Annotated in this window: 17 protein-coding genes; 6 read left to right on the forward strand and 11 right to left on the reverse strand. The window is 68.9% G+C overall.

Features of this window, described 5'->3' with window-relative positions; genetic code table 11:
* Window positions 1-16: 16 nt before the first annotated feature.
* Complete coding sequence (locus tag G6N60_RS19470) at window positions 17-208, reverse strand: ferredoxin (RefSeq protein ID WP_163740343.1); 192 nt, start codon at window positions 206-208, stop codon at window positions 17-19.
* Window positions 205-1,479: a cytochrome P450 gene (locus G6N60_RS19475; RefSeq protein WP_163740345.1), complete on the reverse strand. Its 1,275-nt coding sequence runs from the start codon at window positions 1,477-1,479 to the stop codon at window positions 205-207. Before G6N60_RS19475 ends, G6N60_RS19470 begins: the two co-directional genes overlap by 4 nt.
* Before the next feature lie 196 nt (window positions 1,480-1,675).
* Between G6N60_RS19475 and G6N60_RS19480 the strand changes: the two genes are divergently transcribed.
* The gene (locus G6N60_RS19480) at window positions 1,676-2,476 is read left to right on the forward strand and encodes an emopamil-binding protein (protein ID WP_163740347.1); all 801 of its coding nucleotides are present in this window, start codon (window positions 1,676-1,678) and stop codon (window positions 2,474-2,476) included.
* Here the strand turns inward: G6N60_RS19480 and G6N60_RS19485 are convergent, their stop codons facing one another.
* Window positions 2,477-2,668, reverse strand: a complete 192-nt coding sequence (locus tag G6N60_RS19485) for a hypothetical protein (RefSeq protein ID WP_246240859.1) — start codon at window positions 2,666-2,668, stop codon at window positions 2,477-2,479.
* An 82-nt stretch (window positions 2,669-2,750) separates the two neighbouring features.
* On the opposite strand from G6N60_RS19485, the gene G6N60_RS19490 reads away from it, so the two are divergent.
* From G6N60_RS19490 to G6N60_RS19505, 4 genes are read left to right on the forward strand one after another with little or no spacing between them, the layout of a single operon-like run.
* Window positions 2,751-3,416: a TetR/AcrR family transcriptional regulator gene (locus G6N60_RS19490; protein ID WP_163740351.1), complete on the forward strand. Its 666-nt coding sequence runs from the start codon at window positions 2,751-2,753 to the stop codon at window positions 3,414-3,416.
* Window positions 3,416-4,717 carry an acyl-CoA dehydrogenase family protein gene (locus tag G6N60_RS19495; RefSeq protein ID WP_163740354.1) on the forward strand — a complete coding sequence of 434 codons (1,302 nt, stop codon included), beginning with the start codon at window positions 3,416-3,418 and terminating at the stop codon, window positions 4,715-4,717. The genes G6N60_RS19490 and G6N60_RS19495 overlap by 1 nt, the downstream gene beginning before the upstream one ends.
* Before the next feature lie 35 nt (window positions 4,718-4,752).
* Window positions 4,753-5,739, forward strand: a complete 987-nt coding sequence (locus G6N60_RS19500) for a phosphotransferase family protein (RefSeq protein ID WP_163744224.1) — start codon at window positions 4,753-4,755, stop codon at window positions 5,737-5,739.
* Window positions 5,739-6,701, forward strand: a complete 963-nt coding sequence (locus G6N60_RS19505; protein ID WP_163740356.1) for an NADPH:quinone oxidoreductase family protein — start codon at window positions 5,739-5,741, stop codon at window positions 6,699-6,701. The genes G6N60_RS19500 and G6N60_RS19505 overlap by 1 nt, the downstream gene beginning before the upstream one ends.
* Here the strand turns inward: G6N60_RS19505 and G6N60_RS19510 are convergent.
* The 8 genes from G6N60_RS19510 to G6N60_RS19545 all read right to left on the reverse strand — a co-directional run bounded on the left by G6N60_RS19510 (window position 6,698) and on the right by G6N60_RS19545 (window position 14,330).
* Window positions 6,698-7,210 carry a hypothetical protein gene (locus G6N60_RS19510; protein ID WP_163740358.1) on the reverse strand — a complete coding sequence of 171 codons (513 nt, stop codon included), beginning with the start codon at window positions 7,208-7,210 and terminating at the stop codon, window positions 6,698-6,700. The two genes, G6N60_RS19505 and G6N60_RS19510, sit on opposite strands and share 4 nt — an antisense overlap.
* Entirely contained in the window at window positions 7,207-7,830 is a 624-nt protein-coding gene (locus G6N60_RS19515) for a TetR/AcrR family transcriptional regulator (RefSeq protein WP_163740360.1), read from the reverse strand. Before G6N60_RS19515 ends, G6N60_RS19510 begins: the two co-directional genes overlap by 4 nt.
* 82 nt (window positions 7,831-7,912) lie before the next feature.
* Complete coding sequence (locus tag G6N60_RS19520; RefSeq protein ID WP_163740362.1) at window positions 7,913-9,058, reverse strand: thiolase family protein; 1,146 nt, start codon at window positions 9,056-9,058, stop codon at window positions 7,913-7,915.
* Window positions 9,058-9,855, reverse strand: a complete 798-nt coding sequence (locus G6N60_RS19525) for an enoyl-CoA hydratase/isomerase family protein (protein ID WP_163740364.1) — start codon at window positions 9,853-9,855, stop codon at window positions 9,058-9,060. The genes G6N60_RS19520 and G6N60_RS19525 overlap by 1 nt, the downstream gene beginning before the upstream one ends.
* A complete protein-coding gene (locus G6N60_RS19530) occupies window positions 9,852-11,060 on the reverse strand; it encodes a CaiB/BaiF CoA transferase family protein (RefSeq protein ID WP_163740367.1) in 1,209 nt (402 codons plus the stop codon). The genes G6N60_RS19525 and G6N60_RS19530 overlap by 4 nt, the downstream gene beginning before the upstream one ends.
* Entirely contained in the window at window positions 11,060-11,818 is a 759-nt protein-coding gene (locus G6N60_RS19535; protein WP_163740368.1) for an SDR family NAD(P)-dependent oxidoreductase, read from the reverse strand. Before G6N60_RS19535 ends, G6N60_RS19530 begins: the two co-directional genes overlap by 1 nt.
* Entirely contained in the window at window positions 11,818-12,984 is a 1,167-nt protein-coding gene (locus G6N60_RS19540) for an acyl-CoA dehydrogenase family protein (RefSeq protein ID WP_163744226.1), read from the reverse strand. The genes G6N60_RS19535 and G6N60_RS19540 overlap by 1 nt, the downstream gene beginning before the upstream one ends.
* A 53-nt stretch (window positions 12,985-13,037) precedes the next feature.
* Window positions 13,038-14,330, reverse strand: coding sequence for an amidohydrolase family protein (locus tag G6N60_RS19545; protein WP_163740371.1), 1,293 nt, complete (start codon window positions 14,328-14,330; stop codon window positions 13,038-13,040).
* A 247-nt stretch (window positions 14,331-14,577) separates the two neighbouring features.
* Here G6N60_RS19545 and G6N60_RS19550 point away from each other — a divergent pair, with 247 nt between their 5' ends.
* A complete protein-coding gene (locus tag G6N60_RS19550) occupies window positions 14,578-15,105 on the forward strand; it encodes a carboxymuconolactone decarboxylase family protein (RefSeq protein ID WP_163740373.1) in 528 nt (175 codons plus the stop codon).
* Window positions 15,106-15,108 lie beyond the last annotated feature (3 nt).

Raw genomic sequence — 15,108 nt, forward strand, 5'->3', positions numbered from 1 at the left:
TGAATCTCCTTCGTCGTCAATCGATTTCGCTGATGGCCCGTTCCGGGCAGTTCTCGATCGCCGCGCGGGCGGCGTCCTCCAGCCCGGCGGGCACCTCGTCGGGACGGGCGACGGCCCAGCCGTCGTCGGACAGGTCGAAGACCTCCGGGCACAGCGTCAGGCACATCCCGTGACCCGCGCAGCGGTCTTCGTCGACGCTGACCCTCACTTGACGTCGAATTCCAGGTGCAGGTCGATGATCCCGCGCAGGATGAACGTCGGAATGTAGCGGTAGTCGCGCCGTCCGGCGGGGCCGTGGTGCTCCTCGGAGATCCGAATGTCGGTGGTGCGGTCGAGGAGTCGTTCCAGCCCGACCCGCGTCTCGGCCCTCGCCAGCGGCGCGCCCGGGCAGCTGTGGATGCCGCGACCGAACGCGAGATGCTGCCGGGCGTTCTTGCGCGTGGTGTCGAACTCGTCGGGGTCCTCGAAGCGCCGCGGGTCGCGGTTGGCCGCGCCGTTGAGCACCATGACCGTCGTGCCGGCGCGCAATTCGTGGTCGCCGACGGTGACGGGCGTGCGCGAGAGCCGGAAGTCGCCCTTCACCGGGCTCTCGTAGCGCAGCGCCTCCTCGATGAAGTTGGGCAGCAGGCTGCGGTCGGCGCGCACCTGCGCCTGAATGTCCGGGCGGTCGCCCAGCACCTTCAGTGCGGTGCCGAGCAGGCGGACCGTCGTCTCCTGGCCAGCCGAGAAGACGTTCGTGGCGACCCGGGCGACGTCGCCGGGCGTCGGCGTCGTGCCGTCGGGGAAGTTCGCCGTGGCCAACCCGGTCAGGATGTCGTCGCGCGGGTGGCTGCGACGATCGACGACGTACTCCTCGAACTGGCCGTAGAGGAACTCCAGCGGCGAGTGCGACAACGACTCCTTGCTGGTGCTGCCGACCCCGCCGCCGGAGTGCTGCGAGATGCCGTCGACGAAGGCGTTGCGGTCCTCGGCCGGGATGCCGAGCAGGTCGGCGATGACGAGCAGCGTGAACGGACTGGCGAAGCCCTTGATGAACTCCCCCTTGCCCGGCGCGAGGTATTCGTCGAGCACTTCGTCGGCGAGCTGCCACATCGCGTCCTCGTTCTCCTTGAGGCGCTTGGGGGTGATGAGCCGCATCATCAGCGAGCGGTGGTTCGTGTGCACCGGCGGGTCGAGGGTCGGCAACTGGTCGCTGAACGGCAGTTCGTCGCGGTGTTCCTCGATCAGTTCGGTGACGTCGTCACCCTCCAGCGGGACCGGGAAGCCGGGGAACGGACCGGTCACCGACAGGCACGACGAAAAGGTCTTCTCGTCGTTGTAGACGGCGACGGCCTCTTCCCACCCGGTCACCATGGTGACGCCGTAGTGGTCCTCCGGCTCGACGGGGCACTTGTCGCGCAGCGCGTTGAAGTACGGATACGGGTCGGCGACGAGCCGCGGATCCCTGAACCAGTCGATGCCGGCGGGGTCGATCGTCATACCCACTCCTGTGTGACGCGTCAGCTGATGAGAATGCGATTCTCAGATACGACTAGCAGGTTTCCACACCAGGCTACCGCCGTCAACGACGACGCCGACGGGCGACCGGGCCAATGCTGAGCATTCGCCCAACAAGCTGGGCGCCGACCCCCTATCGTCGGCTGCGACACCACCACGACGAAACCGAGGCACCCCCATGACGTCGGACGTCGAGACGCCCACCCCATCGGATCCCATGCCGAACCTGGCGAGGCCGTGGGCACCGCACCGCAGGCGGACGTACCTCGCCCTGACCGCCCTCACCGGCGTCGCCTTCACCGGCGTCGTGCTGGGTGTCGGATTGCATTGGCTACCACCCACATTCACCGTCGACGTGGTCGCCAACCTGCTCTTCGGCGTGCCGGTCATCCTGCTTCCGCTGGTGTACTTCTGGACCGGACGCGGTGAGCACCGGCCGCCGCTGGAGCGCGCCGCCGAGCTGACGATGATCTACCTGCCCTACACCGCGGGCAGCCAGCTCGGCTACGAGCTCATCTTCCTGATCGGGCACCCGTTCGACCTGTGGACCCCGACGAGCGATCCCGGGTGGAAGTGGCTGTGGTGGCAGTGGGGGCTGACCGACACCCGGTACACCAGCGGCAACGATTGGATCTTCGGCCTCGAATTCGTGGGGGTCGCCACGGGCATCACGCTGTTCGTGCTGTGGACCCGGTTGCTGCGCCCCACCCTGGCGATCGAGTCACGGATTCGCTGCCTCTGGCTCGCGTTCGCCGGGTGCTCGATCCTGATCGGCACCACCGGCGTCTACTTCCTGTCGGAGGTGCGGGCCGGCTTCTCCGACGTCGGGCAGGGCGCGTTCGGACTGTGGTTCAAGTTCATCGCGGAGAACGTCCCGTTCGCCGTGCTCCCGTTCTTCGTGCTGTGGGGCATTCATCGTCAGGTGGACTACCTGACGCGCCGGGCCGGGGCGCTCGACGCCACAGCGCATCTCGCGTAGTCACCGCCGCGGGCGGGCACGAAACTCGGAGGCGACCGCCACCAGCACGCTCGCGCCCACCGCGATCGCGAAGATTCCGAGCACCACGTGGCGGGGACCGCCGGCGACCGCATACGCCCACAGCTGCAATCCACCCGCTACGGCGGCCAGCAGACCGAAGGCCACCGCGCACACCCGCAGCCTCGTCGTCATCACCCCAGTCTGCCGTCGACCCGTACGGCGAGCGTCTAATTTGACTCTGGTCAGCTTCGCCGGATCGCGCTATGGTCGGCCGATGCCCATGATTGAGCGCGACACCCCCGTCGACCAGGGTCAGCGCCGCGCCACGTTCCAGCGGGCGAAGTCGCACGAGACCAAGCGGACGCTGGTGCAGGGCGCCATGGCGCTGTGGCGCACCAAGGGGTACGCGACCACCACCGTCGCCGAGATCTGCGCGGCGGCCGGGGTGTCCAAGGCGCTGTTCTACTTCTACTTCCCCCGCAAGGAGGACGTGCTGTTCGAGGTCGGCGTCATGTCGACGCAGGCGGCTCAGCGCGACATCCGCGCCCAACTCGCCGGGCCCTACGAGATCGGCGAGGTCATCTCCACAGCGCTTCGGACGCTGGAGAAGTCGATGCGGCGCAACCCCCGTGAGCTCGTCATCGAGACGATCCTCGAGGGGTACCGGCACGAACATCGGATCCTCGCCACGGGGGCGGGCGACGTGGACGCCGACATGTTCACCGAGCTGTTCTCCCGGGCGCGATCCGACGGCGTCCTCGACGCCGGGGTCGACACCGCACACCTCGCCCATCTCGCCTCGACGATGGTCAGTGAGGGCGCCAGGCATTGGGCGGCGGGCAGTTTCGGCGACCGTGCGTTCTCCGACGTCGTCACCGAGGACGTCATGACCCTCATCGCCGGTGCGAACGCGCGGGCCACGAGCACGAGGAGGCCGTAATGGCATGGGACTTCGCGACCGATCCGCAGTATCAGGAACTCCTGGACTGGGCCGATGCGTTCGTGCGCGACGAGGTCGAGCCGCTGGATCTCATCTGGCCGCATCTGCAGTTCACGCCGCTGACCGACGCCCGGCGCAAGGTCGTCGACCCGCTGAAGCAGCAGGTTCGCGAAAGAGGTTTGTGGGCAACTCATCTCGGGCCCGAACTCGGCGGGCAGGGGTACGGCCAGCTCAAGCTCGCACTGCTCAACGAGATCCTGGGGCGGTCGCAGTGGGCGCCGGTCGTGTTCGGTTGCCAGGCCCCCGACACCGGCAACGCCGAGATCATCGCGCACTACGGCACGCCCGAGCAGAAGGAACGGTACCTCCGGCCGCTGCTGGACGGCGAACTGTTCTCCAGCTACTCGATGACAGAGCCGCAGGGCGGCGCTGACCCGACCCAGTTCACCACGCGTGCCGTCCGCGACGGTGACCACTGGGTCATCAACGGCTGGAAGTACTTCTCCTCCAACGCCAATACGGCCTCGTTCCTCATCGTCATGGTGGTCACCAACCCCGACGTCAGCCCCTATCAGGGGATGTCGATGTTCCTGCTGCCCACCGACACCCCCGGGGTGAACATCGTGCGCAACGTCGGCCTCTACGGCGAGGCCGAGGGCCAGGGCTCGCATGCGCTGATCCACTACGAGGACGTCCGGGTGCCGGACTCCGCACTCCTGGGCGGGGAGGGCCAGGCCTTCGTCATCGCGCAGACCCGGCTCGGCGGCGGGCGCATCCACCACGCCATGCGCACGATCGGATTGGCGCAGAAGGCAATCGACATGATGTGCGAACGGGCGCTGAGCCGCCAGACCGCGGGTAGTCCGCTCGCCGACAAGCAGGCCGTCCAGGGATACATCGCCGACTCCTACGCCCAGCTCCTGCAGTTCCGGCTGATGGTGCTCCACACCGCCTGGGAGATCGACGAATTCAACGACTACAAGCGGGTCCGCAAGGACATCGCCGCGGTCAAGGTCGCCATGCCGACGGTGCTGCACGACATCGCCTGGCGGGCCATGCAGGTGCACGGCGCACTCGGGGTGTCCAACGAGATGCCGTTCCTCGGCATGGTCACCGGCGCCGCGGTGATGGGGCTCGCCGACGGACCGACCGAGGTGCACAAGACGACGGTGGCCAAGCAGGTGCTGCGCGATCACACGGCCAGTACGGACGTCTGGCCCTCGGAGTGGTTGCCGCGCAAGCGGGATGCCGCGCGCGCCCGCTTCGCCGAGTACCTCGAACTCGACGGCGGGAACCTGTGAGCGAGCCGCTCGACCTGGCCCGGCTCGCCGACTGGATGGACGACGCCGGCCTGCCGGGAGCGGGGGCGCCGCTGCAGGTGCGCTTCCTGTCCGGCGGCACCCAGAACGTCATCTACGAACTCACCCGCGGCGACGAGCGCTGCGTGCTGCGGATGCCCCCGCCAGGGGCACCCCCGGATCGGAACGGGGGCATCGTGCGCGAGTGGCGCATCATCGAAGCCCTCGACGGCACCGACGTGCCGCACACGACGGCCGTCGCCCTGTGCTACGACGCAGACGTGCTGGGCCGTCCGTTCTACCTCATGGGCTTCGTCGACGGCTGGTCCCCGATGGATCGGTACGGCGAGTGGGCCGAGCCGTTCCAGAGCGACCTCGACCTGCGCCCGGGGCTGAGTTATCAACTGGCCGAAGGCATTGCGCTGCTGTCGAAGGTGGACTGGAGGGCCAGGGGGCTGGCCGATCTGGGCCGTCCCGACGGCTTCCACGAGCGGCAGGTCGACCGGTGGATCGGCTTCTTCGAACGCATCAGGACACGTGACGTCGCGGGCCTCGACACCGCCACCGCGTGGCTGCGCTCCCACCAGCCACTCGACTTCGTCCCCGGCATCATGCACGGTGACTACCAATTCGCGAACGTCATGTACTCCCACGGCGCCCCGGCACGACTCGCCGCGCTGGTCGACTGGGAGATGGGCACCGTCGGTGACCCGAAACTCGACCTGGGCTGGATGGTGCAGTCCTGGCCGTCGGGACCCGACGACACCGCGGCGATGAGCTACGTCGACATGCGGGGCATGCCGTCGCGCGACCAGGTGGTCCAGCACTACGCCGAGGTGTCGGGCCGCCAGGTCGACGACCTCGACTACTACCTGGTGCTGGCCAAGTGGAAGCTGGCCATCGTGCTGGAGCAGGGCTTCCAGCGCGCCGGCGACGACGAGAAGCTCCTGGCGTTCGGGCCGGTGGTCGTCGATCTGATGACCTCGGCGGCCGAGCTCGCCGAGTCCACCGACTACCGCGGCTGATGCGCGCCGCCGTCTGCCCCGCCTACGGGCCGCCCGAGGTGGTCGTGATCGACGAGCGGGCGGAGCCGACGCCGGAGCCCGGCGAGGTGGTCGTGCGGGTGCGCGCCGCGGCGGTCAACTTCCCCGACGTGCTCCTGGTGGCCGACCGGTACCAGCTCAGCGTGGCGACGCCCTTCGTCCCCGGCAGCGAGTTCGCCGGAGTCGTGGTCGAATGTGGCTCGGCGACAGCGGGATTCACCGTCGGTGACCGCGTCACGGGCACCCTGCTGCACGGTGCGTTCGCCGACTGCGTCTCCGTCCCCACGGCGGCATTGCGGCGCATCCCGGCCGGTGTCGACGCCACCACCGCGGCGGCGTTCGGCGTGGCATACCGGACGGCGTACCACACCCTGCGGTCGGTGGCCCGGATCCGATCCGGTGACGACGTGGTCGTGCTGGGGGCGGGCGGCGGCGTCGGCCTGGCCGCCGTCCAACTGGGCGCCGCGCTGGGCGCGACGATCACCGCGGTCGCCTCGACGCGCGAAAAGCTCTCGGCGGCAGCCCATTACGGTGCCGCCCATCTGGTGAACCACCGCGAGGCCGACCTGCGCGCCGCGCTCCGCGACGCCGTGCCGGACGGCGCGCAGGCCGTCGTCGACCCGGTCGGCGGCGCGCTGTCCGAGCCCGCGCTGCGGTCGCTGCGACGCGGTGGCCGCTTCGTCACCGTGGGCTACGCGTCGGGAGACATCCCGCGGATACCGCTGAACCTGGTGCTGGTCAAGGGAATCGAGATCGTCGGCTTCCAGTTCCAGGACGTGCCCGCCGACGAGTTCGACCGCAACGAGGACGAACTCGCGGCGCTGCTGACGTCGGGCCGGGTGACGCCGCACGTCGGTGCGACCTTCGCCCTGGCCGACACCGCGGCGGCGCTGCGGTTGGTCGCCGACGGTCAGGCGATCGGAAAGGTGCTGATCGAGCCCTAGCTCGCGGGGATGAGGTCCGCCGCCACCGACGGCCGGATCATCATTCCGCAGCGGAAGATCTCCGCGTCGCCGATCGTGCCGTTGGCAACCACCGGTTCGATCGCGGCGAGCGCCTGGGCCTTGAACGCGCGGGCCGCGGCGCTGAGGTGGTGGCGCACCCAACCGACGGTGGAGTCGAGTTCGGCGGGACAGTGCTCACCCCACAGCGTCACCTCGGTGAGCCCGTGGTCGAGGGCGTTCAGCACCCCCTCGCGGATCCGGGCGTTGGTGGCGAACAGCTCCGAGGCGACGGCGACGGTCTGCGGGTGGGGCCGATCGGCCCACATCTCGAGTGCATCCTGCAGGTCCGCGGTCTGCACGCCAAGGATCTCCAACGGCCGCACGTCCTGGGCGCCGTCGATGAGCACGGTGACGTCCCAGCCGGCCATCACCCGGTCGACGAGCCAGCCGCCGGCGAACGTCACGGCGTCCGCGACGCCGGGTGACACCACGTCGAGCCGGTACCTCATGTCGTGCTCCTGTCCACCGGTTCGAAGTCTCGGGCCAGCATTTCGGCGTACCCCTTGAAGACGTCGACCAGGGGTATCGAAGGATCGAGCAGCCATGCGGTCTCCATTCCATTCGTGAAGGCGAGAATCTCCACGGCCTTGATGGCCGGGTCGAAGTCGTTGCGGTACCGCCCCGCGCGCTGCGCTCGCCCAATCAGGTCGGCGACGATGTCGACGGCGGCGCGCTGGCGCTTGAGCAGCCGGTCGTGCAGCGGGGCGTCGGGGGCGATGTTCTCCACCAGCAGCACGGTGAACGTGCCCACCAGTTCCGGGGCGCGGTCGAACCGTTCGGCTACCTTGCAGATCTCGGTGACGAGGTCACCGGTGCGGTCGGCGTGTTCGTCGTCGTCGTCGTCTCGGGCGTCGAGTACGGCGTTGAGCAGCTGTTCCTTGGATTCGTAGTGGTGCAGCAGCCCGGCGGGGCTGACCCCCGCCGCCTTGGCGATCTGGGCCAGCGACGTATTGCGCCACCCGTTGCGCGCCAGCAGGCGCTCGGCGACCTCCAAGATGCGGAGCTTGCGGTCGTCGCCCTTGGCGAGCAACGACGCATACGGTCGCGAAGATGCTCCGACTGCAGACACCGAACCCCTATGTTCGAACCAACCTAGTGAACACACAGTAGGTAGGTTTGCGCGCTGTGACAAGGGTCTCTTTTGGAGCGAGCTAGGCGATGAGCTCGACGAGCGTCGCGTTGGCGGTGCCGCCGCCCTCGCACATGGTCTGCAGCCCGTAGCGCAGCCCGTTGTCGCGCATGTGGTGAATCATCCGGGTCATCAGCACCGCCCCCGACGCGCCGAGCGGATGCCCGAGCGCGATCGCGCCGCCGAGGGGGTTGAGCCGCTCCTCGTCGGCCCCGGTCTCGGCCAGCCACGCCAGCGGAACGGGTGCGAACGCCTCGTTGACCTCGAAGACGCCGACCTCGTCGAGACCGACGCCGGCCTTGCGCAGCACCTTGTCGGTGGCGGGGATCGGACCCGTCAGCATCAGCACCGGGTCGGCGCCGGTGACGGCCCCGGCGCGGTAGCGCACCAGCGGCGTCAGCCCCATGGCGACGGCGTTCTCGGCCGTGGTCACCAGCAGGGCCGCCGCGCCGTCGGAGATCTGTGACGAGTTGCCCGCGTGGATGACGCCGTCGTCTCTGAACGCGGGCTTGAGGCCGGCGAGCCGTTCAGCGGTGGTGCCGGGGCGGATTCCCTCGTCGGCCGTCACGACCCCGTCGCCGGTGAACACCGGGACGATCTGATCGGTGAACGCGCCGGCGTCGCGGGCCGCTGCGGCCCGCTCGTGCGACCGCGCGGAGTACTCGTCGAGCCGGGTGCGCGACAGGTTCCACTTGGCCGCGATCAGCTCGGCCGAGATGCCCTGGTTGAACGCGAAGTCGTCATAGCGCGCAAGCACTTTCGGCCCGTACGGCATACCGGTGGCACGCGCGGACCCCAGCGGCACGCGGCTCATCACCTCGACGCCTCCGGCGACGACGACGTCCTGCTGGCCCGACATCACCGCGTGCACGGCGAAGTCGAGGGCCTGCTGACTGGACCCGCAGGCGCGGTTCACCGTGGTGCCGGGGATGTGTTCGGGCCAGCCCGCGGCGAGCACGGCCCACCGCCCGATGTTGCTCGACTGATCCCCGATCTGCGAGACGCAGCCCCACACGACGTCGTCGATCACGGCCGGGTCGACGCCGGTGCGCTCGCTCAGCTCGGTCAGCACGACCGCCGACAGATCGGCCGCGTGCTGCGCGGACAGCCCGCCGTTGCGCTTGCCGACGGGCGTCCGCACGGCCCCGACGATGACGGTCTCGCGCATCAGCTTCGCTCCGATCCGGCGGCGGGCACCGCCCATCGCCCCGTGAACTCGGTCTGCCGCTTGGCGGCGAACGCAGCGTAGGCCTCCCCCGCGTCCCGCGTGGCGAAGTTGCCCGGTTGGGCGCGCGCCTCGTTCGCCAACGCCTGCGCCAGGGTGGTCGTCGCGCCGTCGTGGAGCAACGCCTTGCTCTGCGCCAGCGCGAACGGCGGACCGGCGGCCAGCCGCCCGGTCAGGTCCTCGACGAAGGCGTCGATCTCGTCGGCGGCGCGCACCCAGGTGACCAGCCCGAGCGCGTGCGCCTCGGCGGCGTCGATCGTGTCGGCGAGCAGCACCAGCCGCTTGGCCTGCTGCAACCCGACGAGTCGCGGCAACAGCCAGGAGCCGCCGAGGTCGACCGACAGCCCGCGCTTGGCGAAGATCTGGCAGAACGTCGACTCGGGCGTGGCGACCACCAGATCGCAGCCGAGGGCGAGGTTCCACCCGGCGCCGACGGCGACGCCGGTCACCTTCGCCACGGTCGGCACCGCCAGCTCGTGCAGGGCCATGGCGACGTCGGTCAGTCGCTGCAACTTGTAGCGCGGGTGGACGTCCTCGCCCGTGCCGATGTCGGCGCCGGAGCAGAAGGCGCCGCCCGCGCCGGTGAGCACCACCGCGCGCACGCCCTCGTCGCGCTGGATCGCGCGTAGGGCGGCGGCCAGGGCCTCCCAGAGCGGGCCGTCGATCGCGTTCCGGCGATGCGGCCGGTTCAGCGTCAGGGTGCGCACGCCGTCGCGGTCATCGGTCAGCAGGGACGTCATGGATACGCCGGTCCGATCGCGCCCTCGTCGCGCAGCCGGGCGATGTCGTGCGCGGTCAGACCGAGTTCGGCGAGCACCGCGTCGGTGTGCTCGCCGAGGCCGGGGACCGCACCCATCGGCGCCTCGAAGCCACTGATGACCGGCGGCGGCAACAGGGTGGGGATGTCGCCCTTCGGCGAGCCCACCGTGCGCCATCGGTCGCGGGCCGTCAGCTGCGGGTGTTCGACGACCTCGCTCGGCAGGTTGTAGCGGGAGTTGCCGATGCCCGCGGCGTCGGCGGTCTTCTGGATCTCGTCGAGATCGCGCTCGGCACACCAGGATTCGATGGCGGCATTGATCTCGTCGCGGTGGGCGCAGCGGTCGGCGTTGGTGCGCAATCGCGCGTCGTCGGCGAGGTCGGGCCTGCGGATGATCTCCCGGGCCAGCCGCTGCCACTCGCGGTCGTTCGTGGTGCCCAGCACCACGGTCTGACCGTCCCCGGTGGGGAAGGCTCCGTAGGGCGCCACGGCGGGCGCGCTGACGCCGAGCGGTTGCTGGTCGACCCCGGTGTGCTGGGTGTAGGTCAGCTGGTAGCCCATGATGTCGGTCATCACGTCGAACAGGCTCAGTTCGACGCCGGGCGCCGGGCCCGGCCGTTCGGCGCGGCCGTGCAGCAGCGCCAGGATGGACAGCGCGGCATAGAGACCGGTCGTGAAGTCGGCCATCGCGGGACCCGGCTTGGCGGGCATCCCCGGGTGGCCGGTCACCGCGCACGAACCCGATTCCGCTTGCACCAGAAGGTCGTACGCGCGCTTGTGGGAGATGGGCCCGCCGGGCCCGTAGCCGTCGATCTCGACGGGGATGACGTTCGGATGCCGCTCGGCGAGGTCGGCCCGGCCGAGCCCGAGGCGCGCCGTGGCACCCGGCGCGAGATTGGACACGAACGCGTCCGCACCGTCGAGCAACCGGTGCAGGACGTCGAGACCGGCCGGGGACTTCAGGTTGAGGGTGACCGATTCCTTGCCCCGGTTGCACCAGACGAAGTGAGCGGCCAGCCCGCCCGGCCCGTTGACGACGTCGTCGTAGTCGCGGGCGAAGTCACCCCCGGTGGGGTTCTCCACCTTGATGACACGGGCGCCGAAGTCGGCCAGGACCCTGGTGCACATCGGCGCGGCGACCGCCTGCTCCATCGCGACGATCGTGACACCGGCGAGGGGTCCATGCATCACATGACCATACCGCCGTCGACCGGCAGCACCTGGCCGGTGACGTAGGACGCGGCGTTGGAGGCCAGGAAGACGAACGCGCCCGCGATCTCGTCGGGATCGGCCCAGCGCTGCAAGGGGATTCGCCGCATCATGTTCGCCGAGAACTTCTCGTTGGTGCGGATCGTCTCGGTCATCGGCGTGGCTGCGAGCGGGGCCAGCGCGTTGACGAGGATGTTCGTGCGCGCCAATTCGCGGGCGAGCGACTTGGTGAATCCGATGATGCCCGCCTTGGCCATCGAGTAGTTCACCTGTCCGAGGGTCCCGGTGATGCCCGCCGCCGACGTGACGTTGATGACGCGCCCGGTGCCGTCGGTCGCCAGGAACGGCAGCGCCGCCTGCGTCACGCGGAAGGCGCCCATCACGTGGATGTCGATGAGGCGCTCGACGTTGTCCTCGGTGATGTCGGCGAACATCGCGGGCGCGGTCACACCGGCGTTGTTCACCACGATGTGGAGCGTGCCGCCGGTCATCGCCGCCGCCTGGGCCGCCGCGGCATCGGCCGAGCCGCGATCGGCGACGTCGAGCGCCGCGCTCTGCGCCCGGCCGCCATTGGCCGTAATGCCCTGCGCCACAGCGGCTGCCGCGTCCTTGTCGAGATCGGTGACCAACACGTCGGCACCGGCGACGGCGAACGCTCGCGCGACCGCGGAGCCGATGCCGCCGGCCGCTCCCGTCACCAGGGCTGAGCGACCGGTGAGGTCGAACAGCGGATTCATCAGTAACTCCTGGGCAGGCCGAGGACGTGCGAGCCCAGGAAGTTGAGGATCATCTCCTGACTCACCGGGGCGATCTTCATCAGCCGGGACTCGCGGAAGAAGCGCGAGATGTGGTACTCCTCCGAGTACCCCATGCCGCCGTGGGTCTGCAGGGCCCGGTCCGCCGCGGCGAAACCCGCATCGGCACAGAGGTATTTGGCCATGTTGGCCTCGCGCCCGCAGGGCTGGCCGTTGTCGTAGAGCCAGGTGGCCTTGCGCAGGATCAGCTCCGCGGCGTCGAGGCGGGCCAGCGAGTCGGCCAGCGGGAACTGGATGCCCTGGTTCATGCCGATCGGCCGGTCGAACACCACGCGCTCGTTGGCGTACTTGACTGCACGGTCCAGTGCGACCCGGCCGATGCCGAGCGCCTCCGCCGCGATCAGCATCCGCTCCGGGTTGAGGCCGTGCAGGATGTAGCTGAAACCCTTGCCCTCCTCGCCGATCCGATCCTCGACGGGGATGCGCAGGTCGTCGATGAACAGCTCGTTGGAGCTGACCGCGTTGCGACCCATCTTCTTGATCGGACGGATGTCGACGTGGTCGCGGTCGAGGTCGGTGAGGAACAGCGACAGGCCGTCGGTCTTCTTGGTGACCTGGTCGTAGGGCGTGGTGCGCGTCAGCAGCAGGATCTTCTCGGATTCGAGCGCCTTGGAGATCCACACCTTGCGGCCGTTGACCACGTAGCTGTCGCCGTCGCGCTTGGCGAAGGTGGTGATGCGCGACGTGTCCAGTCCCGCACCGGGTTCGGTGACGCCGAAGCAGACGTGCAGGCTGCCGTCGACGATTCTGGGCAGCGTCGCCGCCTTCATCTCCTCGGAGCCGAAGACGACGACGGGCTGCATGCCGAAGATCGACAGGTGGATGGCGCTGGCCGCGTTCATGCCACCACCGGAGCGGGCCACCTCCTCGGCGAGGATCGTCGCCTCGGTGATGCCGAGCCCATGACCGCCGTACTCCTCGGGGATCGTCATGCCGAGCCAGCCACCGGTGGCGATGGCGTCGTAGAACTCCCTGGGGAATTCGTGGCCCTGGTCCTTGTCCATCCAGTAGTCGTCGTCGAACTTCGACGACAGCTCGGCGACGGACTTGCGGATCAGCTGTTGATCCTCTGTCAGCTCGAAGCTCATCCCGCCGGTCATGGCTCTCTCCCACACGTCGAAAGTCTTTCGTACACCGTAGATCAGCTCTTGCTGCCCGCGATCTCCTTGGCACTGGCCTGGAAGTCCGCGAAGCTCGTGCCACCCTTCTCGTGCTTGCTCAACGCCTGGATGGTGACGTCGTGGTCCCCGGCGGCCGCGCGCAGGGCGCCGACGGTGGCCTGCTCCCTGGGCACGTGGGCGAACGGTTCGAAGTGGTAGAGCTTCATCGCGTTGAGGTGGGTCATCTTGTCGATCTCGTCGTCGGGCACGTCGTAGGTCGTGAAGACCGCGTCCAATTCCTCTGGCGCACCGGGCCACATCGAGTCCGAGTGCGGATAGTCCATCTCCCAGCAGATGTTGTCGACCCCGATCTCGTGGCGCAGCTTGACCCCGACGGGGTCGGAGATGAAGCACGTCATGAAGTGCTCGCGGAACACCTCGCTGGGCAGCTTGCCGCCGAAGTCCTGGTGCGTCCACGTCGAGTGCATGTCATAGGTGCGGTCGACGCGTTCGAGGAAGTACGGGATCCACCCGGTGCCGCCCTCGGACAGCGCGATCTTCAGCGTCGGGTACTTCTTGATCGGCGCCGACCACAGCAGATCCGCGGCCGCCTGCACGATGTTCATCGGCTGCAGCGTGATCATGACGTCCATCGGGGAGTCCGGCGCCGGGATGCTGAGCTTGCCCGATGAGCCGATGTGGACGTTCATCACGGTCTCGGTCTCCACCAGCGCCTGCCACAGCGGCGTCCAGTAGTCGTCGTGGAACGACGGGTAGCCCAGCGTGGCCGGGTTCTCGGTGAAGGTCAGGGAGTGCACGCCCTTCTCCGACACCCGCCGCACCTCGGCCGCGCACAGCTCGGCGTCCCAGATCACCGGCAGCGCCATGGGGATGAACCGGCCGGGATGGGCGGCGCACCACTCGTCGATGTGCCAGTCGTTGTAGGCCCGAACCAGCGCCAGCGAGAAGTCCGAGTCGTCGGTGGCGAACAGTCGACCGGCAAAGCCGGGGAAGGACGGGAAGTTCATCGTCGCGAGCACGCCGCCGGCGTTCATGTCCTTGACCCGCTCGGCGGCGTCGAAGCAGCCCTTGCGGATCTCGTCGAGGCCCTGCGGCTCGAGCCCGTACTCCTCCTTCGGCCGCCCGGCCACGGCGTTGAGCGCCACGTTCGGGATGACCGTCTCGCGGAACTGCCACGTGTCCGACCCGTCCGGGTTGTGCACCAGTCGCGGCGCGTCGTCGAGGTACTTCGCGGGCAGGTGGTTCTTGAACATGTCGGGCGGCTCGATGATGTGGTCGTCGACGCTGATCAGAATCATGTCGTCTTTGTTCACGATCGTCCCTTCGGATGTACGTTCTCTACTAGAGAAAACTAGCCTCTCCGATAGCGAGAATCAACCGCGCCCGACCGTTGGAACACGTCGGACGCTGCACCTTTGGCCCTCTCGGCCGGCGGGCGCGGGCCCGTCGCCGACGCGTCGGCTTTGACGTTCGAGGTACCGACTGGAAATCTGTTAGGCAAAAGTGAGAATATGATTCTCGTCCGTGAGAGCATGTGACGACGACCGAAGGGAGCACCGCGTGCGTCTGCCACCGCTGCCCGCCGACCAGTGGGATGACGCCGTCCTCGGCGCGTTGCGCATGATTCCCGAGGAGCGCCGCAACCCGACCGGCGCCGGCAACGCCATCTCGACCTTCGTCAACCATCCCGACCTGACCCGCTCGTACCTGGCGTTCAGCTTCTATCTGCTGATGCGGTCGACTCTGCCACCCCGGCTGCGGGAGCTGGCCATCCTGCGGGTCGCCCACCTCACGTCGTGCGCCTACGAGTCAGACGAACACGAGGAGATCGGCAGGCAGGCCGGTCTGACGGACGACGACATCGACGCCCTCCGGCGCGGTACCGCGGCCGACGACTTCGACGCCGCGGTGCTGACCGCGGTGGACGAACTCGTCGAGGACACCAGGATGTCGGACCGGAGCTGGACCGCGCTGGGCGAGCGGATGGACACCCGGCAGCTGATGGACTTCGTCTTCACCGTCGGCGGCTACCACCTCCTGGCGATGGCACTCAACACGTTCGGCGTCGAACCCAAGAAGGAGAACTGAACG

This window comes from Mycolicibacterium madagascariense, from assembly GCF_010729665.1.
In the GTDB taxonomy this organism is placed as follows: Bacteria; Actinomycetota; Actinomycetes; order Mycobacteriales; family Mycobacteriaceae; genus Mycobacterium; species Mycobacterium madagascariense.

Bases quoted from the DNA above. Each gene is read 5' to 3' on its own strand.
- G6N60_RS19490 (WP_163740351.1), top strand. From the start codon at position 2,751: ATGCCCATGATTGAGCGCGACACCCCCGTCGACCAGGGTCAGCGCCGC.
- G6N60_RS19525 (WP_163740364.1), bottom strand. From the start codon at position 9,855: ATGACGTCCCTGCTGACCGATGACCGCGACGGCGTGCGCACCCTGACG.
- G6N60_RS19475 (WP_163740345.1), bottom strand. From the start codon at position 1,479: ATGACGATCGACCCCGCCGGCATCGACTGGTTCAGGGATCCGCGGCTC.
- G6N60_RS19530 (WP_163740367.1), bottom strand. From the start codon at position 11,060: ATGCATGGACCCCTCGCCGGTGTCACGATCGTCGCGATGGAGCAGGCG.
- G6N60_RS19495 (WP_163740354.1), top strand. From the start codon at position 3,416: ATGGCATGGGACTTCGCGACCGATCCGCAGTATCAGGAACTCCTGGAC.
- G6N60_RS19485 (WP_246240859.1), bottom strand. From the start codon at position 2,668: ATGACGACGAGGCTGCGGGTGTGCGCGGTGGCCTTCGGTCTGCTGGCC.
- G6N60_RS19540 (WP_163744226.1), bottom strand. From the start codon at position 12,984: ATGAGCTTCGAGCTGACAGAGGATCAACAGCTGATCCGCAAGTCCGTC.
- G6N60_RS19535 (WP_163740368.1), bottom strand. From the start codon at position 11,818: ATGAATCCGCTGTTCGACCTCACCGGTCGCTCAGCCCTGGTGACGGGA.
- G6N60_RS19510 (WP_163740358.1), bottom strand. From the start codon at position 7,210: ATGAGGTACCGGCTCGACGTGGTGTCACCCGGCGTCGCGGACGCCGTG.
- G6N60_RS19480 (WP_163740347.1), top strand. From the start codon at position 1,676: ATGACGTCGGACGTCGAGACGCCCACCCCATCGGATCCCATGCCGAAC.
- G6N60_RS19505 (WP_163740356.1), top strand. From the start codon at position 5,739: ATGCGCGCCGCCGTCTGCCCCGCCTACGGGCCGCCCGAGGTGGTCGTG.
- G6N60_RS19520 (WP_163740362.1), bottom strand. From the start codon at position 9,058: ATGCGCGAGACCGTCATCGTCGGGGCCGTGCGGACGCCCGTCGGCAAG.
- G6N60_RS19500 (WP_163744224.1), top strand. From the start codon at position 4,753: ATGGACGACGCCGGCCTGCCGGGAGCGGGGGCGCCGCTGCAGGTGCGC.